The organism is Hungatella effluvii (assembly GCF_003201875.1).
Classification (GTDB): Bacteria; Bacillota; Clostridia; order Lachnospirales; family Lachnospiraceae; genus Hungatella; species Hungatella effluvii.
Genome location: NZ_QJKD01000008.1, coordinates 249,014 through 263,732 on the forward strand (window position 1 = coordinate 249,014; position 14,719 = coordinate 263,732).

Annotated in this window: 14 protein-coding genes; 1 reads left to right on the forward strand and 13 read right to left on the reverse strand. The window is 50.9% G+C overall.

Going from position 1 to position 14,719, the window contains the following annotated elements; genetic code table 11:
- Positions 1–2: 2 nt before the first annotated feature.
- The 4 genes from DFR60_RS16700 to DFR60_RS16715 form a co-directional block, all read right to left on the reverse strand.
- Positions 3–1,094, reverse strand: coding sequence for a BMP family ABC transporter substrate-binding protein (locus tag DFR60_RS16700; RefSeq protein ID WP_110323914.1), 1,092 nt, complete (start codon positions 1,092–1,094; stop codon positions 3–5).
- Positions 1,095–1,162: 68 nt separating this feature from the next.
- Positions 1,163–2,116 (reverse strand): YjjW family glycine radical enzyme activase, encoded by a 954-nt coding sequence (locus tag DFR60_RS16705; RefSeq protein WP_110323915.1) that lies wholly within the window; start codon positions 2,114–2,116, stop codon positions 1,163–1,165.
- Entirely contained in the window at positions 2,113–3,606 is a 1,494-nt protein-coding gene (locus DFR60_RS16710) for a YjjI family glycine radical enzyme (protein ID WP_110323916.1), read from the reverse strand. Before DFR60_RS16710 ends, DFR60_RS16705 begins: the two co-directional genes overlap by 4 nt.
- A gap of 276 nt (positions 3,607–3,882) precedes the next feature.
- Positions 3,883–4,452 (reverse strand): ferritin-like domain-containing protein, encoded by a 570-nt coding sequence (locus tag DFR60_RS16715; protein ID WP_110323917.1) that lies wholly within the window; start codon positions 4,450–4,452, stop codon positions 3,883–3,885.
- 450 nt (positions 4,453–4,902) lie between these two features.
- On the opposite strand from DFR60_RS16715, the gene DFR60_RS16720 reads away from it, so the two are divergent.
- Positions 4,903–5,925: a PTS sugar transporter subunit IIC gene (locus tag DFR60_RS16720; protein WP_110323918.1), complete on the forward strand. Its 1,023-nt coding sequence runs from the start codon at positions 4,903–4,905 to the stop codon at positions 5,923–5,925.
- Positions 5,926–6,027: 102 nt separating this feature from the next.
- On the opposite strand, the gene DFR60_RS16725 is transcribed toward DFR60_RS16720, so the two are convergent.
- From DFR60_RS16725 to DFR60_RS16770, 9 genes are all read right to left on the reverse strand, one after another.
- The gene (locus tag DFR60_RS16725; protein ID WP_110323960.1) at positions 6,028–8,655 is read right to left on the reverse strand and encodes an FtsX-like permease family protein; all 2,628 of its coding nucleotides are present in this window, start codon (positions 8,653–8,655) and stop codon (positions 6,028–6,030) included.
- A gap of 2 nt (positions 8,656–8,657) precedes the next feature.
- The gene (locus DFR60_RS16730; RefSeq protein ID WP_002601366.1) at positions 8,658–9,338 is read right to left on the reverse strand and encodes an ABC transporter ATP-binding protein; all 681 of its coding nucleotides are present in this window, start codon (positions 9,336–9,338) and stop codon (positions 8,658–8,660) included.
- Positions 9,339–9,420: 82 nt separating this feature from the next.
- A complete protein-coding gene (locus DFR60_RS16735; protein WP_110323919.1) occupies positions 9,421–10,428 on the reverse strand; it encodes a sensor histidine kinase in 1,008 nt (335 codons plus the stop codon).
- Positions 10,415–11,101, reverse strand: coding sequence for a response regulator transcription factor (locus DFR60_RS16740; RefSeq protein ID WP_110323920.1), 687 nt, complete (start codon positions 11,099–11,101; stop codon positions 10,415–10,417). The genes DFR60_RS16735 and DFR60_RS16740 overlap by 14 nt, the downstream gene beginning before the upstream one ends.
- A 130-nt stretch (positions 11,102–11,231) precedes the next feature.
- Positions 11,232–11,888: a DUF5131 family protein gene (locus tag DFR60_RS16745; RefSeq protein WP_110323921.1), complete on the reverse strand. Its 657-nt coding sequence runs from the start codon at positions 11,886–11,888 to the stop codon at positions 11,232–11,234.
- 244 nt (positions 11,889–12,132) lie between these two features.
- Entirely contained in the window at positions 12,133–13,128 is a 996-nt protein-coding gene (locus DFR60_RS16755) for a zf-HC2 domain-containing protein (RefSeq protein WP_110323922.1), read from the reverse strand.
- Positions 13,106–13,603 carry an RNA polymerase sigma factor gene (locus DFR60_RS16760; protein ID WP_110323923.1) on the reverse strand — a complete coding sequence of 166 codons (498 nt, stop codon included), beginning with the start codon at positions 13,601–13,603 and terminating at the stop codon, positions 13,106–13,108. The genes DFR60_RS16755 and DFR60_RS16760 overlap by 23 nt, the downstream gene beginning before the upstream one ends.
- A gap of 75 nt (positions 13,604–13,678) precedes the next feature.
- Positions 13,679–14,374, reverse strand: a complete 696-nt coding sequence (locus tag DFR60_RS16765; RefSeq protein ID WP_110323924.1) for a DinB family protein — start codon at positions 14,372–14,374, stop codon at positions 13,679–13,681.
- A gap of 24 nt (positions 14,375–14,398) precedes the next feature.
- On the reverse strand, positions 14,399–14,650 hold the full coding sequence (locus DFR60_RS16770) for a hypothetical protein (protein ID WP_243005101.1): 252 nt from the start codon (positions 14,648–14,650) through the stop codon (positions 14,399–14,401).
- Positions 14,651–14,719 lie beyond the last annotated feature (69 nt).

Genomic DNA, 14,719 nt, shown 5'->3' on the forward strand with positions numbered 1-14,719 from the left:
CCCTATTCTGCTATGAATGCTTCGTACGTTTCTTTTGTGGTTGGCGGAACCAGTTCCCCGTTTTTGATGGATTCCGCTACCTTCAGCGTATCCTCATAAACGCCGTCCGCCATGTTGCCGTGTTCTTCCGGAATGCCTACACAGTCCTCCTTTAAGCCGAATGTCAGTGTCTGTCCGCCAATCGTTTCGCCTTCCATTGCTTCGATGGAAACTTCCTTAACAGCTTTACCAACCAGCTTAAGCGCTGATGTCAGAACGTTTTCCGGCGCTAAGTAAGCCTGGTCTCTATCCACGCCGATTACCCATTTGTCCGCTTCCTTTGCAGCCTCGATCACGCCGGTTCCGCTTCCGCCTGCGGCATGGTAAATCACGTCACAGCCGTCTGAATACATCTTTGTGGCAATGGCTTTTCCTTTCGCCGCATCGCTGAAGCTTTCCGCATACTGAACGGAAATATCGATATCCCTGCCCAGTTCCTTTGCCGCGTACTTGACGCCCGCCTCATAACCGTACTGGAACTGGTCAATCAGACCGGAAGATATGCCTCCCACGAAGCCGACCTTGCCGGTCTCCGTCATACGGCCCGCCACGTAACCGACCATAAAGGAGGGTTCCTCAGCCCGGAACATTACTCCCGTTACGTTGTCCGGCGTATCATCATAGGCATTGTCAATAATTGCATACTGAATATCCGGATTGCTGTCCGCTGCTTCCAGTACTGCATCCGCACAGGCGTAGCCCACGCCCCATAAAAGGTTGGCGCCGTTGTCTCCCAGCCTCTCCAGGTTCGTAACGAAATCCGACGCCTGTTTTGATTCAATATAGTTAACTTCTACTCCTTTTTCTTCTTTTAACTCGGTCAGACCTTCCCATGCCGACTGGTTGAAGGACTGGTCGTTGATTCCGCCCGTGTCCGTGATCATCGCAACAGAAAAGCTGCTCTTGCCTTCCGATGTCCCACCGCCTGTATTTTCTGTGTTCTCTGTCTTTGCACTTTCCGCTGTTGTACTTCCTGTCTTTACGCCTCCGCATGCTGTAAGAGACAGTGCCATTGCCGCCGTTAATCCAAATACAATTCTTTTTCTGATTTTCATAATGCCAATTCCTCCATCTGCATTTTTTAATTTATAGTCACGTATAGTTTTTTACCCTGTACGATCCTTTATACAATCTGAATATCCTGAAACCCGTATCTGACCGCCAAATTCTTAAGCGCTTCCATGCGTTCCCGGGACGGACTTTTCGCCTCCTTAAGACTTCCAGTCACTCCATATTGACGGAAGGTGATCAGCTTCAGCCGGAATTCCTTTAAATAGGGAGCTGCTTCCCGGGATACGCCTGCGATGACCGCCTCCATATCCACTTCTGGAACCCGTTCCTGCCGGTTTTCCCCCTCGTGCTCCGAGTCCAGGCATACCAGCCGCACTTCGAATAATTTTCCGTGTTCCGCCAGATATTTAAGATTCTTCTTTACTATGGAAACATCTCCGCCTGTCAGCCGTCCAAAGACTTTGTGATCCCACGCCTTTACATCTAACATCACCTGATCTGTCACCTGCATGAGCTGTGGATATTGGGACAAATCCACACAGCCGTTGCTGTCCAGGAAACAGGTAAGCCCCGCTTTTCCTGCCCGCCGGAACAGTTCTGTGAGGAACTCCGGATACAGGGTGCATTCACCTCCGGAAACGGTGATTCCCTGGATAAACGGCATGTTTTTTTCAATTTCCTTCCACACGTCATCTGCGCTCATCCGGCGCACCTTTGGAGACGCGTGGCTGGGACAGACGCGAATACAGGTATCGCACTGCACGCACAGGCTCTCATCCCAGATTACTCTGTCTTGCTTATTTTCCTTCGATACTGCTCCGCCATTCCGTGCTTCTCCGCCCTCCGGCTCGTCTCCTCCATTTACCTGAATCGACAACGCTCCCGCCGGACACTGGCTGACACAGAGGCCGCAGCCGCTGCACAGCTGCTGTGTCTCAGGGTTGTGGCAATAGGCGCAGGCGATATTGCAGCCCTGGACGAATACGGAGGTGCGGCAGCCCGGACCGTCCACAACGCTCAACGGAATAATCTTATTAATCACGGCCTCGGGAGGGACCATGCTCATAGCGCCCTCACCTTCCTGTTTTCCAGATGTGCGTTCCGGTAGTTATCTCCGCCGAGATACACCGTATTCTGAAGCACAGCCTCGCCCTCGTAATACTTTTTCATCTCGCTCCGTTTCACCAGATAGCCGGTAATCCGGACTAAATCGCTGTCCGACGCATAAAAACTTATGTATTTATCTCCCAGGGAAAATGCCCCCTTTACGATATCCAGCATGGCCGCCGGATTATTTCTGCCGGTTGGGTCAAAGGAAAAGATATCCGCGCAGCCGGTCGGGAAAAAGCGGTGGAAACGCGCGCTGTGGCGAAGGTGGTCATACATGCGCTCCGGTTCCATTCCAACCGGAATCCTCACTCCGGACGTAATTCCGTGGTCCGAGTCGATTCCCACCTGCGCGTGGAGAGCAAAATGGTCATGAAATACCTCCGAGTAAAGCGCCTTCGATGTCTCCGCATATTCCGCAATGACCTGCATGATCTGGTCTGCCAGCTGGTCCGCTTCCTGATCGCTTCCGTAGATCTTGTCCGGGTCGTCCATCAGCAGATTGGTACATTCCGCCAGCCCCACGACTCCGAACATGGCAAGGAATTTATCCCTGGAAATAAAACCCTCTCTGGAAAGGAACGAGGTCTCGAAGAAATTCGATTCTTCCACGAGGAACCGGATTCTCTCGTTCATATAGTCCCCCATGCGGTGCAGACAGTCCGGAAGGGTCTCCGTCAGAAACTGTTCTCTGCTCTCTGCCTCAGGAACCAGCTTCGGAAGGACGATTCTCGTCAGTGTGTAGGAGCCGCCTCCAATGGGCAGAATGTTGTAACAGCTGGAAATGCCGTAGTCCCCATACGTATCCTTGTGCATCCGGTGGTTGCAGATGGCCGGATTCGCGCAGTAAAGGGAGGTATAGAGCGCCAGTTCCCCGTAGGAGTCCGGCGTAATATCCGGATCATATTTCAGTGTCAGGTTCGGAACCGCATTTTGAAGCTCTTTTTCCAGCTTCAGGATGATCCGTCCGGTTCTCGTCTCCTCCGGGCCCAGATTTGCATGGCAGAACCCGTCGGTAATGGTCCGGTCGAGATAAATCAGGAACAATCTCAGCTTTTTCTCCGCTTCCTCATCGCTCACACCTTCGAGAAACGGTTCGATCAGGCGGTCGATGCTGCCAAGATAAACGGGATAACTGGTAATGGAGGGCACATGGCGGTACAAAATCTCCAGGAACTGAATCACCTCGTCAAGATCCTTCGGCGGGTCAAGCTGCAGAAATTCACACCCTTTTTTTACCGCTGCTTCGTAATCCGGCATGATATATCTCGGCCGGTACGGCGCATGGCCTTCGTCCAGGTCACAGATGGCTCCGGTCTCCATATAGTGACGGGTCTTCTCCGGTATCTCCAGTACCTCCAGACTGTTCTCCGCCGCATGGGCCAGGGCCACCACCTTCTGTTCATACGTCAGTCCCTTCGATGTCACAATGTCTAAAACCTTATTCATGCATTCCACCTCTTTCTTTTTCAATGGACCTTATGTCTCTTTTGTTTTTGGAATAATCACATTGTAGCAATGGTTTTTTCATTTTTAAAGGACTTATGTCCTTTTTCAAGGAAATATTATCCACTTTGTGAAAATATCACATTTTTATGAGCCATTTTTTAGGCAAAAAGTAGATGCAAAAAGGACACAAGTCCTCTTTTTAACGACTGTGATCGAAAAAATAGTGATTTGCAAGAAAAAAGCCGCCCCTTTTCCAGAGCGGCAAAAAATATCTGATTAGATTTGCGATAAAAAATCACTGAATATTTTATAATGCAGCTTCTCGTCCAGAGACAGACGCGCGAGCATTTTTGATACCTGAGGGTCCTTGATCTTTTGAGACTGATCGGCATATGCCTGGGCGGCGAACTTCTCGGACTCGGCGTCTGTCGCCAGCACGGTACGGATATCGCAGCTGTAATCTACCATATTTCCGCGCCAGTATGAACACGGCTCCACCGAACGACATTCCGGCTGGCCGCCCAGAAGAGTAATAAGCTGTCCGATAATGGTAAAATGGTGTTGTTCAACCACAGCGATACGCTGGATCACACGGCGTATGTTTTTATGTAAGGCGCGCGAGTCCAACTTGCCGGACTCTTTATTATAATTACTGCCGGCAGTCCAGGACTGATACAGATATTGGTGTACCGTGGTCATTTCGCTGACCGCTGCAGCTAAGTCCGGCATGAGGATCTGCGCGTACTGAAGATTTTTTTCAGTGACGGCGGCCGGAGGATACCAGTTCGAATGGATAACCGGTATGGAGTCCGGATTCGCATGGATACTATACGGAGTATTATTCATAAAATAGCTTCCTCAAAAGATCTGATAAAGTAGTTAAGTAATCTTTATGAGAAAAAGCCCTCATATAGAACCTGGTACATTCCTGGTACATTATGACCTATCCTCACCGCTGCACACGCTGTTTTTATCTAATTTTTATAACCAATATATTTATACTGGTAAAACGCACAATTTTTCTTTTTGATTTTCCCAAAGTTTGTGAACACTTTTTTGTAGAAATGAGTTATATTAATAATCGTAAACCCCCCCAATACATTATATAGTTTTTGCTACACCCCATAAGAAACGAAATACCTTCTCCGAAAAAAGGATCAGCTCCCCCGGCTGATCCTTTTTCATGTTATTCTTGCAATTTTCCAGTTCTATGGTAAAATACATAACTAACTGCTTTGGCATTTTCGCCAAATGTGTGCACCTGTAACAGACAAATACATAAAGGAGATTTCTAACATGGAAAAAACAGGCGTGAAAGAGTTTTTGAAACGTAAAAACGTCAACATCACCGTCCAGACCTATCTCATTGATGCATTGGGTGCCATGGCATTTGGCTTATTTGCCTCGCTGCTGATCGGCACCATCTTTGCAACGCTGGGCGACAAGACCGGTGTCGCGTTGTTTGGCACCATTGCGGGCTACGCAAAAAGTGCGACCGGCGCGGCTCTGGGAGTATCGATCGCTTACGCGCTGAAAGCGCCGCAGCTGGTCTTATTCTCCGCCGCTACCGTCGGGATCGCCGGCAACGAGCTGGGCGGACCGGTCGGCGCACTGGTAGCCACCGTCGTGGCAGCAGAACTCGGAAAGATCGTATCGAAGGAAACCCGTGTCGACATCATCGTAACCCCCGGCGTCACCATCATCTCCGGCGTCCTGATCGCTCAGTTTGTAGGGCCGGGTGTGGCTGCCTTTATGGCCGCCTTCGGAAATCTTGTAAAAACAGCCACGGAGATGCAGCCCTTCTTCATGGGAATCCTGGTATCCGGCCTCATCGGGATCGCCTTGACGCTGCCGATCAGCAGCGCCGCTATCTGTATTATGCTGGCGCTCGACGGTCTGGCAGGCGGCGCGGCCACGGCCGGTTGCTGCGCCCAGATGATCGGTTTTGCCGTTTTAAGCTTCCGGGAAAATGGCTGGGGCGGTTTGCTGGCCCAGGGGCTCGGCACCTCCATGCTCCAGATGGGCAACATCGTGAAGAATCCGAAAATCTGGATCGCGCCCACGCTGGCCTCCCTCGTAACCGGCCCGGTCGCCACGGTGATCTTCCAGATGAAGAACATCGAGACAGCCTCCGGCATGGGAACCTGCGGGCTGGTAGGCCCCATTGGCGTCTATACCGCCATGGGCGGCGGCGCCAGAATGTGGATCGGAATTCTGCTGGTCTGCTTCCTGCTTCCCGCCGTTCTGACGCTGGTCTTCGGAGAATTTTTAAGGAAAGCCGGCTGGATCAGGGAAGGGGATTTAAAACTGGATCTGTAGTACGACATACTGCACTGTGGCACGACATACTGCACTGCAGAACAGAACAATCAAACTTTTTTCAAAACAGGGCCTGGCGGAAAACCAGGCCCTGTTCTTTTATTAAGTCATATCATCTCGAAGCGCATCAATGATATTCTCTTTCTTTAATTTTCCGACTGCAGACACCATTGTGATAAACACGATAAAGAACACACTGAACGCGCTGACTGCCATACTTGCCCATGGAAATACGAAGCTTACGTCCGCTCCCCCGTAAGCCATGCCGCAGTAGATCAGCCAGGAGCAGATTCCCGCCGCCGGCAGCCCAAACAGCAGCGTCCTCATACCGTAGAAGGCACACTCAAAATTCATCATCTTATTGAAATCATGGTCAGACATTCCTACCGACCGGAGCATGGCAAGCTCCCGCCTGCGCAGCTTGATATTGGTAGAAATCGTGTTGAACACATTGGCCGCCGCAATCAGCGAAATCATCATCACAAAAACATACGTAAACACGTTAATAACAAATAGAATGCTGCGGTTTTCTTCAAACATCCGATTCACATTATACAGGGCGTAATCGGTTCCAATTCCCGCTTCCTGAATCATTTCCGACATCTCCGCCGTCACCTGCGAGGGCTTATCCGACAGAAAGGTCAGTCCCATTATCTCCCCCGCATCTGGAGATACAAATTGTTCTCTTAGCTGCCATGGTGCGACGATCATAAAGATAAACGGCTTCACATCGGAAGAGTTCTTTGGAAGCGTATCGAGAGGTATGGTATCGACGAAGGTGATACTTATCTGCTTCTCTTTGTCTGCCGATGGATTCCCCTTCCTCTCCCCGGGCGGTTCGGCTCCGGGGGTGACCGATCCGCTCACGGAATCACCCACAAACATATTAACCAGCCCGCTCCGGCCGCTTTTCGTCTCATCTGATTTTTGCTTCGCTACGGCAATCATTTTCGCATTCTGGCCGGTATATTCTTCCGGAGACAATCCCAGGCTTTCGATAAAATTACGGAATTCTCTGTCCTCAATGAACTGGATATCCATCGGCAGTGTGACTGTCTCATCCGGATTCTCATACCCCATGTATTTCCGGTATTCGTCTGACAAGTCGCCGGCCCTGACCGCGCAGGAATATGACATAAGCGCCTGATAAGAGCTTTCTTTGATCCCATCCGCAGTTTTAAGCCTGCCGTAAAGACGGAATAATTCATTTTCATCAATTTTCGGCGACGAAAAACAGATGTCAAAATCCGTATTTACCACGGACCGCTTCGCTCCCTGATTCAGGCAGCTTCCAAAAGCATTGGCCGAGACAAACAGAATAACGCTTAAAGAGAGGGAAAGCACGATGCTGCGGCAGCGCTTCTTATTTCTTTTAAAATTTTTCAGAGCCAGCGTTCCCTCCAGGCCGCAGAGGCGCTGCGTCAGTTTTGATGTTCTCACGGCTCCCGATTCGATTTTGATCTCATTGGTCTGGCGAATGCTTTCCATCACAGGTCTGGCCGCGGCCTTCCTGGCCGGAATATAGGCGGCAAACAGAATTGTGACCAGACTGATCACCGCCGCCCCCGCTATGGCTGTACCGGACACAGTCAGCGAAAGAGACACGGCACTGTAGCCGAAGTTTTTGAACTTCTCGGCCACAAAGGATATTACAAGGCCAATGCTGCCAAGGCCCACAAGGATACCGATGGGAATACCAGCCGCACCGATACAGAGCCCCTCAAACAGCACCGAATTCCGCAGCTGGCCGGCCGTAGCCCCCACCGATGCCAGAATCCCGAACTGGCGCGTCCGTTCGTTCAGCGAGATGGTAAAGGAATTGTAAATTAGAAAAATCGAACCTGTCATGATCAAGGCCATCAAAATTCCGCCGACGGAATATAAAAGCATATTAAACAGGTGATCGCTGGACACCCCCAGAAAACGCAGCACATTGTCATTCAGGACATATGCGCTTTGCCCCGCAGACCTTTCAATATAAGCCTGGACTTTTCCCGGATTTTTAAGTGTGACAAAGATGCTTAAGCTGGCCGCCTGATCTGTCCGGCCTGCCGTCAGACCTGCTGCTGTGTCTTCTGTCGTTATCAAAGTATAACCCGGCGCAGTAAATTCCTCGAAAGCCGGTCTTTCACAGATGCCGACAACCGTATAGGTTCTTTCTTCCTGAGGCACAAAGTTTTCAGTTGCCTTCCCCGGCTCATTTCTGGCAGAAAAGGGATCATGCTGGCCGAGACGGCCTTCCCCAGCCATACGGCTTCCGATGGCAAGCGAAAGCGTGTCCCCCACTGCATAAGTAACGCCGCCGTTTGCCGCGACATGGGCCGGGACCAGAATCTCCCCGCTGTTCTCAGGCAGTCTGCCGGAGACTAACTCAATGGGAACCGTGTCAAAAGCCTCTTTGCTGAATCCCGTAATAAAGAGATAGGGCTTGTTGGGATTTTTCCCGCCTTTCAGCTCCGCATAGCCAATATTTTCGGATATCGCCGCGCCAGCCACTCCGTCGTCCCGGGCCCGCTCCTCCGCGAATGAGGAATCCACATCCAAAAACTCGACGTGCCATCCGCCATATTTCACTGTCGCGCCCTTAATCATGTAGTTCAGGAGGGAAACGGAGAACGTCGTGACAGCCGTGATCATAGCCGCGGACAGAATTACCCCGATCACGGTGACAATTGTCCGCGTGCGGCTCTTTTTCATGCTCTGCAGGGTGACCTTGTGAAAGATATTCATCATCACACCATCCTCTCGTCCCGCACTACCTTACCATCCGAGATACCGATGATGCGGTCTGCCTGCAGGGCGATATTTTCATCGTGCGTGACGACGATGAGGGTCTGCCGGTATTTTTTGTTGCTTAATTTCAACAGATTGATGATCTCATGGCCGTTGTGACTGTCCAGACTGCCTGTCGGTTCGTCGGCCAGGCAGACAGACGGCGCATTCATCAGCGCGCGCCCAACGGAGACCCGCTGCTGCTGCCCCCCGGACAGCTGATTAGGCAAATGCGTTCTCCGGTCTTTCAGACCGAGCATTTCCAGCAATTCCTCCAGTCGCTCCTCGTTGACCTTCCTTTTGTCCATCAGGATGGGCAAGGTAATATTCTCCACCACATTCAGGGTGGGAATGAGGTTGTGAAACTGGTAGATCAGCCCCACCTGCCGCCTGCGGAAAATGGCCAGCTTTTCACTGTTTCCCGCATACACATCCTGCCCGTCTAAATACACCTTTCCGCTGGTCGGCACATCCACGCCGCCGATGATGTGGAGCAGTGTCGATTTGCCGGAGCCGGAGGGGCCTATGATCGCGGCAAACTCGCCCTTTTCGATTGTGAGTGAAACGTGGTCAAGGGCAGTGACCTGATTTTCGCCCCTGCCGTAGACCTTGCATAGATTATCAATTTTTAAAAGCTCCATTATGTGAGCCTCCTTCCTCATGGTATACTCATATAATAGAGAATTCACCTTACATCTCTGTGACTTTTCAGTGAGAGATCCGTCACTTTGGAAAACGGATGGTAAATACCGCGCCTCCCTGCGGATGATTCTTTGCAGTAATCGTCCCTCCCTGCCGGATGATAATCATCCTGCAGAGAGCCAGCCCGATCCCATATCCCGCCCTGTTTGCGCTTTTTCCGCTGTAAAACCGTTCAAATATGTGAGGCAGAGCTTCTTTTTCAAATCCCGCGCCGCTGTCATGAATCGTAATTTCAGTGAACAGAACCGTATCCGTACAGACAATCTCAATCGTTCCGTGATCCCCCGTGCTTTCCATACAGTTTTTAAGGATGTTCTGTACTGCCTCCGCCAGCCAGCCCGGATCACCCTGTATGATTACGGGGAATGCCGTCTTGGCATCTGCACGCACCTCTCTCTGCACCACAATCCCATGCAGTTCCATAGGGATCAGCAGGGGCCGAATTGCCGTGCTTATGAGGTCGTTTACGTCAACCGGCTCTCGTTGAAATACCACGACGCCCGCGTCCAGACGGGACAATTTAAGCAAAGACGTGATCAGCCAGTCCATACGCACCAGCAGTTCCTCTGTTTCCCGAATAAAGGCCCTCCGCTCGTTTTCATCCGGATTTTTCTCCAGCAGGGAAAGCGTTAAATTTGCAGACGTAAGAGGTGTGCGGAGCTGATGGGCGATATCGGCCAGCGAATCGGCAAGATGCATTTTTTCATCTTTAAGCGCCTCGTTCTGTTCCCGAATGCGCAGCAGCATTTTCGTTATTTCGCTGTGGAGAATAGACAGCTCGCCCTCTTCCAGTTCGTCGAGATCCAGACGGTCGGCATTGTGCAGCACGAGATCGATCTGATTGGAAAGCCGTGCAATACGTCTGTATCTGGCTTTCGTAAACAGGAAAAAGGCGATGCCGAAGACAGAAGCCGAAACGGCGGTAAGAATTCCGGCCGCCGTGTTGATGGTAAATCCAAGCGCTACCGTGACGGCTGCCGTCAGGACGAACACCATGACAAACTGCCGAAACTCCTTATTCCGAAACATTTCCGCCCCCCATTCGATACCCGGTTCCGCGGACAGTCAGAATAATCTGCGGATTTGCTGGATCATCCTCTATCTTCTCCCGCAGCCGCTTGATATACACAGTCAATGTATTATCATTGACAAATTCGCCCGCCGCGTCCCACAATTCATCAAGCAGCCTGCTTCTCGTGATAATACTCCTGGGATTGTTAACAAACACCAGCAGTAAACGGTACTCCAACGCAGAGAGGAAAACCTCGCGGCCGTTTTTTTTCACAACGCCGCCCGCCATATCGACGAAAAGCCCGCAGATTTCAAATGCCGCCCCGCTGCGTCCGTTTTTCCGCAGCGCAGTCCCGATCCGCGCGATCAGCTCCCGCGGGCGGAAAGGCTTGGTGATATAGTCGTCAGCCCCCATATTAAGCCCTGTGACAACACTCGTCTCATCGCCCGAGGCAGTCAGAAAGATCACTGGAATATCCTGGGTCTCCTTGATCTTTGTATATACGGTAAAACCATTTCCATCGGGCAGCGCAATATCAATCAGCGCCAGATCAAATTTATTGCCGTCTGCTGCGGCAAATGCGTCCTCCCGCGTAGGGGCGTGGGTGACCGTAAATCCCTCCGAGCAAAGCAAAAGCGTAAGGTTTTTCGCAATCTCCCTGTCATCCTCTACTAAAAATATCCGCGTCATTCGTCATTCCTCCAATCTTTCCATAGAGTGCTCTCATAGCTTCATCGGCCGTCAAATCTTACACGCCTGATCCGACTTTTGCCATTTTAATCGTATGGTATCCCACAGCAGGTGCTATATGCACAAGGACTTATGATACGCTGTACCAGATATTGATCCCTGCCTTGCGTGCCTGGCTTCCCAAGTCCTTCACCGCCAGTGTGTATCGTTTACCATCCTTGATAAAATGAGTCCCGCACTGCCTGAATTCAAAATGAATCCCGCTTTCCATACACTGCTGTCTCAGCCAGAGCACCCACTCATAATCCAGCGGCCGGGCATTCCGGTCGGATTCGCCGCCGGCCACCACCAGCTCAACCCCGGATAGATACGGCCGGATATCGATCCTTTCAATCAACGGCTGGCAGATGATATTTTTATGCCTGATCGAAAGGCCGGAAAAGATGGAAAGCCGTTCATCGGCCCTTGCCTGATTTTCTACCGTACAGCAGACCGTCACATTGTCATATCCATTTTCCCAGTCGGGAGGAATACAATCCATAAATCGTTCAATTCGTTTCGTCAGAAAGAGGAAATGCAGGTCCGTTCTCTGACGAATCATCATCCAGCACTCCTCCCGCCACGCATCAGCCTCTTCCACCAGAAAATCGGACTGGAAGCAGAGATATACCACCTGTCCCGGCTTCATTTTGTATTCGCCGTTCTTCTTTTTCTCAATGGGCGCAAAGAATTTATCCGTCCGGACCACCTCGTCCGTATTGATCCCTTTTCTAGTACTGCTTTGCATAAATAACTAAGTAATAGTGCCTGATATCTGCGTCAGGTGTGCGTCTGCGAAGCGACGTCGTAGTGGACCCTACGGCTAGCTTCGCAGGCGTGCTCCTGGCGTAGATAGCGGGTGCTATTACGTAGGAATTTATGCAAAGCAGTACTAGCATCGCCTTTGTGAATATAGCAGTACTTGCAGCCGTCGATGTCCGGGCAGCAGTTTAAATTCTTTTCCAGGCTTTCGGATATACTTTTTGCATTTATTAATCCTGCGTAACACCGGTCAGATCAAGCAGCCTCTGAACCGCTTCCGGACTCTCTGCAAATGTCTCAATGGGGTCTCCCGCCCACTCAGAACAGGCTTCCCTGGTCATAGTCCCCTGTCTTACCTGGGGCCCGTCTTCCAGTTCGACCGTGTACGTCCAATTGACCTCTCCCAGATTCCCGGTCAGAGCTATCAGGACACAGGCGTATCCCTTCATTTGCTCTTCAAATACAGCTGAATTCGCCGCGCTGTTCTCAAAGTTCAATGTCCATCCATACGGTTCCTCCGAAGTCTGAAGCTCATTTTTAAAGCTGCCAAGCGCCTTACCGATTCCGAGCAGCTGCGCGACTCTGCCGTTAGCGGACATATCTCCCACATACGGATGCTTTGCAGCGAACAATTCATTTGCCTGCCTGCTTACAATGGTTCCGTCCTGCATCACAGTCATTCCATCGATGGAAAGATCCGTTCCCACCTCCGCCAGATCAATGTTCAGGTTAAATACTCCGCTCCTGTTCCAGACAGACGGCAGGCAGGCATAAATCACCAGTTTTGTATTTCCATCATCCTCTCCAACCAGTTTATACCTCCGGTACACAGAGGCGGAATCGTAAAAGACGCCTCCAACCGACAGCACGTGTTCGTTCACATTTGCATACGTCACCAGATAGGAATCCACCGGGTATCCGATGACAAACAGCTTTAAAAACAGGGCCAGCAGGACTGCGGCGAATGCGGAGCCAATGCCTAAAAGTACTTTTCGCAGATTGCTCTTCCTGATTTTTTTCAAATAATCAATTTCCCGTTCATTTTCCTTTTGTTTTACATCCGTCTCACGTCCAAGGTCCTCTTTCATCCGCAGATACCGGCCGCGGCAGTCCTCACAGGTCTCCATATGCGCCTCGATCTGCCTGCTGCTCTCCTCGGACGTCAGCCCTTCCACATACAGTGGAAGAAGATCGCGGATCATTTCACAGGGTATGTTCTGTTTCATTTTCCTTCGCCTCCTTTACAATTCTTTCCTTTCCCCGATAGAAAGTCACTCTCGCCCAGTTCTCGCTCTTCCCCATGATCTCTCCGATCTGGCCAAAGGTCAGGCTGCCGGTCAGGCGCAGATACATCACCTCCCGCATGGGGTCCTCCAGATGATGAAGCAGTTTCATGACCGAAAGCTGATCCCAGGAACAAAACACTTCCTCCTCCGCGGAGGGGACTGCAATTTCTTCCGCTTCCTCGAAATCGGCCCTGCCCTTCTGCTTCCGCAGATAATCGAACCATACGTTCCGCGCAATGCCGCAGAGCCAGGTAGATACGCTGCTCTGCTCTTTGAATTTATGGATGCTTTTCACCGCCTGATAGAATGTTTCCTGGGTCAGTTCCTCCGCCAGATCCGGATTCTGTGTCTTCGTCAGGAGAAAGGCATATACTGTTCTCGCGTGTGATAAATAGATCTGTTCCATGGAATCCATATATGTGTTTCCTCCTCTCTGTTAATTAGTGTTGCAGAATCCCGATTCGTTACAGGCCGGTTATAATTTTTTCATTCAGCTTCTATAAAACTTTTTCTTCGACCGTATCTGCTGTTTCCATTTACAGCAGTCGTTTAAATGCAGCATGGGGTCCCGTGTCGGCGGCATGAGCAAAAGCCCTGCCACGTCTTTCTTTTCCCAATAATCCAGAAGCCAGACCGACTCTTCCTGTGCTGTGACGCCGCCTTCCTCCCGTATCCGTTTTAAGTCTTCTTTTCGGACCTCCCGCTTCATATCATCGGCCGTCAATCCTTCCACGATCTGTCTCGTCCTTCTGCCGACCGCGCTCCTGTATTGCAGCAGTTCGGCGGGGCGCAGCGCCTTGCTGAGCGCCATGATCTGATCGTCACTCATCGCGTTGCCGGTATCTGCAACTGCCGTTCCCAGACGCCGGGCCCACTCCCGGTTCCATACCTGTTCCCCTCCGGAGACCAGAAGATTCATGGTCAAATCCTCCAGCCTGGCAATATGCCAGAGTGCCCAGGCGATGGTCTCATCCTTTGATGTCACCATCACCGCATACTCCGGATCCTCCAGGTCTCCGGTCAGCCGGTCCAGCTCATTCTCCTCTCTCCCCGACACCTCCGAAAGATGCAGGGCGCCATGAAGCTCTGAAAACAGGCGCTTCGCGTCATCCAAACGATTTGCTTTCCGTATGATCGTTCCCAGTTCTTTATGTTTTTCACTCAAACCTGTTCCAAAATATTTCATAGCTTCTCCCCATGTTCTTTACATTTATGTTATAGCTGCAGCGAATCCTGTTTTGTCTGCAATGAATGCCTCCCGTTTATCATACAGCACCTCGTAAATCATATCGATAGTCTCATATACTTCCCTGTTCTCCGATGCCGGAAAACGATTTTCCAGCATATCCTGAAACTCCTGAAACATCCGGTCCGACAGCAGTCTGGCCAGATCGTATTTGTCCGAATAGTGTTTATAAAAGGTGGACCGGTTGATCAGCGCCTCATCCAGTATATTCTGCACCGTGATCTCGGAAAAGGACTTCTTTTCCAGCAGCCGCAGAAATGACTCTTCTATGTTCTTCTTCGTTAT

Coding starts and splice junctions, on each gene's coding strand:
- DFR60_RS16700 (WP_110323914.1), bottom strand. CDS start 1,094: ATGAAAATCAGAAAAAGAATTGTATTTGGATTAACGGCGGCAATGGCA.
- DFR60_RS16705 (WP_110323915.1), bottom strand. CDS start 2,116: ATGAGCATGGTCCCTCCCGAGGCCGTGATTAATAAGATTATTCCGTTG.
- DFR60_RS16710 (WP_110323916.1), bottom strand. CDS start 3,606: ATGAATAAGGTTTTAGACATTGTGACATCGAAGGGACTGACGTATGAA.
- DFR60_RS16715 (WP_110323917.1), bottom strand. CDS start 4,452: ATGAATAATACTCCGTATAGTATCCATGCGAATCCGGACTCCATACCG.
- DFR60_RS16720 (WP_110323918.1), top strand. CDS start 4,903: ATGGAAAAAACAGGCGTGAAAGAGTTTTTGAAACGTAAAAACGTCAAC.
- DFR60_RS16725 (WP_110323960.1), bottom strand. CDS start 8,655: ATGAATATCTTTCACAAGGTCACCCTGCAGAGCATGAAAAAGAGCCGC.
- DFR60_RS16730 (WP_002601366.1), bottom strand. CDS start 9,338: ATGGAGCTTTTAAAAATTGATAATCTATGCAAGGTCTACGGCAGGGGC.
- DFR60_RS16735 (WP_110323919.1), bottom strand. CDS start 10,428: ATGTTTCGGAATAAGGAGTTTCGGCAGTTTGTCATGGTGTTCGTCCTG.
- DFR60_RS16740 (WP_110323920.1), bottom strand. CDS start 11,101: ATGACGCGGATATTTTTAGTAGAGGATGACAGGGAGATTGCGAAAAAC.
- DFR60_RS16745 (WP_110323921.1), bottom strand. CDS start 11,888: ATGCAAAGCAGTACTAGAAAAGGGATCAATACGGACGAGGTGGTCCGG.
- DFR60_RS16755 (WP_110323922.1), bottom strand. CDS start 13,128: ATGAAACAGAACATACCCTGTGAAATGATCCGCGATCTTCTTCCACTG.
- DFR60_RS16760 (WP_110323923.1), bottom strand. CDS start 13,603: ATGGATTCCATGGAACAGATCTATTTATCACACGCGAGAACAGTATAT.
- DFR60_RS16765 (WP_110323924.1), bottom strand. CDS start 14,374: ATGAAATATTTTGGAACAGGTTTGAGTGAAAAACATAAAGAACTGGGA.